Here is a 326-nt window from a genome sequence, read left to right as displayed (position 1 = left end):
TCCTGGTAGTCTTGCAGGTCTGCCGCCAGCGTTAGCGTCACGACGGTTTCCCACTGGCTCACCACGTTGCCTTGCAAACTCACGTCTGCCCACACCTTGATCGGCTGGGTGGTCACGGTAATATTCTGGTTAGCGGCTAAATAGGTGCGTAGTCCGCCCACATAAGCATGGCCTGCGGTCACGTAATATTGCTGACCGGTTTTGGCAACGAGAAAGCCATCGGCAAAAAATGCACCGCTGCCGTAGTGGTCAAGGTTAATCAACCGTTGCATTTCATCAATGCCGGTCAGGCGAGCGGTAAAATCAATCTGCCATGTTTCCGCTGG

1 pseudogene is annotated in these 326 nt (G+C 54.0%); it reads right to left on the bottom strand.

Features of this window, described 5'->3' with window-relative positions:
* A pseudogene (locus DBA33_RS20515) lies at positions 1–326 on the bottom strand (hypothetical protein); the annotation flags it as partial.

The organism is Yersinia sp. IP36721 (assembly GCF_003634395.1).
Taxonomy (GTDB): Bacteria; Pseudomonadota; Gammaproteobacteria; order Enterobacterales; family Enterobacteriaceae; genus Yersinia; species Yersinia entomophaga.
Note: the sequence above shows the minus strand (reverse complement) of the source record. Positions and strands in the feature narration are given on the sequence as shown.